The organism is Nocardioides sp., from assembly GCF_031422975.1.
Classification (GTDB): Bacteria; Actinomycetota; Actinomycetes; order Propionibacteriales; family Nocardioidaceae; genus Nocardioides.
This window is the reverse complement of the sequence record NZ_JANPEO010000227.1, coordinates 1-2,790: the sequence shown is the minus strand read 5'-3', so window position 1 is coordinate 2,790 and position 2,790 is coordinate 1. Positions and strand designations below refer to the sequence as shown.

At 69.7% G+C, this 2,790-nt stretch carries 6 protein-coding genes; 3 read left to right on the top strand and 3 right to left on the bottom strand.

The annotated features are described in order from the left end of the window. Together RMO85_RS06760 and RMO85_RS06755 are read left to right on the top strand one after the other, a co-directional pair. On the top strand, positions 1 to 366 hold a 366-nt coding region (locus RMO85_RS06760; RefSeq protein ID WP_310527850.1), incomplete at its 5' end, for an endonuclease NucS domain-containing protein. 130 nt (positions 367 to 496) lie between these two features. Then, positions 497 to 1,033, top strand: a complete 537-nt coding sequence (locus tag RMO85_RS06755; RefSeq protein ID WP_310527844.1) for a DUF952 domain-containing protein — start codon at positions 497 to 499, stop codon at positions 1,031 to 1,033. Here the strand turns inward: RMO85_RS06755 and RMO85_RS06750 are convergent, their stop codons facing one another. Together RMO85_RS06750 and RMO85_RS06745 are read right to left on the bottom strand one after the other, a co-directional pair. Further along, positions 1,034 to 1,213 (bottom strand): hypothetical protein, encoded by a 180-nt coding sequence (locus RMO85_RS06750; RefSeq protein ID WP_310527841.1) that lies wholly within the window; start codon positions 1,211 to 1,213, stop codon positions 1,034 to 1,036. 52 nt (positions 1,214 to 1,265) lie between these two features. Next, positions 1,266 to 1,886, bottom strand: a complete 621-nt coding sequence (locus tag RMO85_RS06745) for a histidine phosphatase family protein (protein WP_310527840.1) — start codon at positions 1,884 to 1,886, stop codon at positions 1,266 to 1,268. Positions 1,887 to 1,930: 44 nt separating this feature from the next. On the opposite strand from RMO85_RS06745, the gene RMO85_RS06740 reads away from it, so the two are divergent. Further along, on the top strand, positions 1,931 to 2,428 hold the full coding sequence (locus RMO85_RS06740) for a DUF427 domain-containing protein (protein ID WP_310527838.1): 498 nt from the start codon (positions 1,931 to 1,933) through the stop codon (positions 2,426 to 2,428). Here the strand turns inward: RMO85_RS06740 and RMO85_RS06735 are convergent. Beyond that, the coding region (locus tag RMO85_RS06735) for a cobalamin-dependent protein (protein WP_310527837.1) at positions 2,429 to 2,790 on the bottom strand (362 nt) is incomplete at its 5' end.

The following is a 2,790-nucleotide window of genomic DNA, read 5'->3' as shown; positions in this document are numbered from 1 at the left end:
CACCTCCAGGAACTGCTGGCCGAGCACCCCGCGACCCTGTCCGCCGGTCTGACCCTGGTCCGCCGGGAGTTCCCGACGGCGATCGGACCGGTGGACCTGATGTGCCGTGACGAGATCGGCCTGAGCGTGGCCGTCGAGATCAAGCGCCGCGGCGACATCGACGGCGTCGAGCAGCTCACCCGCTACCTCGAGCTGCTCAACCGCGACCCGATGCTCAACTCCAAGGGCCCCGTCCGCGGCATCTTCGCCGCGCAGGAGATCAAGCCCCAGGCGCGCGTGCTCGCCACCGACCGCGGCATCGCCTGCGCCCTCGTCGACTACGACCTGCTGCGCGGCATGGACGACTCCGAGCACCGGCTCTTCTGACCCTGCCGGGGCCACTTCCCGTGCGCTCACCCGCGACACGCCGTACGCCGCTATCGACACGCCGCAGGAGCACCCCGTAGCCCGCACGACTGGCCCTACGCCCCGGCCTCACGGCCGCTACCCTCGCCCCGTGACGTCACCCGGAGCCGAGCGGATCTACCACATCGCCACTCGCGCCGACTGGCTCGAAGCGACGAGGACCGGGACCTACACGACATCCACGGCCGGGCGCACCCTCGAGGAGGAGGGCTTCATCCACGCCTCGCGCCGCGAGCAGGTCCAGGGCGTCTTCTCCCGCTACTACGCCAAGTCTCGCGAGCCCCTCGTCCTGCTCGCAATCGATCCCGGCCGCCTGCATTCGGACCTGCGCGTGGAGGCGGTCGGCGACGACAGCTACCCGCACATCTACGGCCCGATCAACCGCGAGGCGGTGGTCGACGTCAGCCCGCTCGACAGGCGCGGCGGCACCGAGCCCTTCATGATCCTGGTGGCGCGAGAGATCGCGATCCGGCTCGCGCTCGCGCTCTTGGCCATGCTGATGGCGTACGGCGGCGCGGGGCTCGGCGACGTCATCGCGGACAGCGAGCTGGCGCCGTTGGTGGGAGCCGTGATCGGGCTCGCCCTCGGACTGGCGCTGATGTTCGTGGTGCTGAGGCGCAGAGCCTGATCAGGCGGCCCTGTTGATCTTCGACTTCTTCACCTTCACCAGCTTGCGCTTGTGGACGGTGTAGCCGCTGGGCAGCGTGCCTTCCTTGAGCATGCGCAGGGGGCAGCGGTTGCACTTCGTCTTCGAGACGCAGCATTCCTTCTTCGGAAGCTTCGCGACCTTGCCCTTGGCCTTGCCCATGGCCCGAGATCTTACCAAACAGAAGGCTTGCCTTACCTAATTGTCCAGGCAGTCAGGAAGACAGGTCCTCGCCGGCCCACGAACGGGCGAGCCAGCCGTCCGCATCCGCGGCGAGCTCGATGACGTCACCGTTGGCCAGCGGTCGGGATCGCGGGAAGCGACGCTCCACGTTGCGCGCCAGGTTGGGGATCGCCGTACAGATCGCGCCACCGTGGCTGATGACCAGCACCGCCTCTCCCCGGAATCGGTCAGCGGCCTCGTCGAGCACGCCACGCATGCGCTCGATCACCTGGGAGCCGGACTCGCCACCGGGGATGGGCGAGTCCAGCCGACCGTCGAGCCAGTCGTCGAAGACGGGCCCGAACGGATCCGGTTCCAGGTCTGCGGGCTGACCGGCGAAGGACCCGACCCCGAACTCGCGGAGTCCGTGTCGCACCGTGACCCCCACGCGCAGCCGCGCGGCGACGATCTCGCCGGTCTGCACGGCCCGCGACATCGTGCTCGTGTAGACGTGCGCGAGGCGCTGGTCAGCCAGCAGGTCGGCCAGCCCCGATGCCTGCGAGCGTCCGCGTGCGGTGAGGCTGCCACCGTCGTCGGACAACAGCTCGGACTCGTACTCCGCCTCACCGTGCCTGGCCACGAACATCCGGACGGCGCACTGCAGATCGCTCATGGCATCACGCTAACCGCCGACCCCGGTGCGCGTACGTTGGTGACATGCGCCGAGTCACTGCCGACGTCCCCGGTCCGGGTCAGGAGTCCGTGTGGGACTACCCCCGACCGCCCCGCGTGGAGACGAGCCCCGAGACGGTCGAGATCCGCCTCGGCGGGGAGGTGATCGCGCGCACCACCGAGTCGATCAGGGTCCTGGAGACCAGCCACCCGCCGGCGTACTACCTACCCGTGGCGGCCTTCGCCCCGGGCGTGCTGCGTGCGGTCGCGGGGACCACGTTCTGCGAATGGAAGGGCGTCGCCAACTACTTCGACCTGATCACCCCTGCCGCCACCGCGTCCCGGGCCGCCTGGACCTATCCCGATCCCACGGGCGGATTCGCGGCGATCCGTGACCACGTCTCGGTGATGCCCGGCATGGTCGACGCCTGCCTTGTCGACGGCGAGGTCGTGCGCGCCCAGGAGGGTGGGTTCTACGGCGGCTGGATCACCGACCGGGTCACCGGGCCGTTCAAGGGCGGACCCGGCAGTCACGGCTGGTGACTACAGCCCGTTGGCCCGCCGAATCACGTCGACGATCCCACCCATGATGGCGGTCAGCCCGAAGTCCTTCGGGGTGTAGACCGCCGCCACACCCTGCTCGATCAGGCGCCTGCCGTCGGACTCGGGGATGATCCCGCCGACGATCACCGGGACGTCGTCGAGGCCCGCTGCGCGCAGCCCGGCCAGCACGTCGGGCACCAGCTCCATGTGCGAGCCGGACAGGATGGAGAGGCCCACGCAGTGCACGTCCTCGGCGATCGCCGCGGCCACGATCTGCTCGGGCGTCAAGCGGATGCCCTGGTAGATCACCTCGAAGCCCGCATCCCGGGCACGGACGGCGACCTGCTCGGCACCGTTGCTGT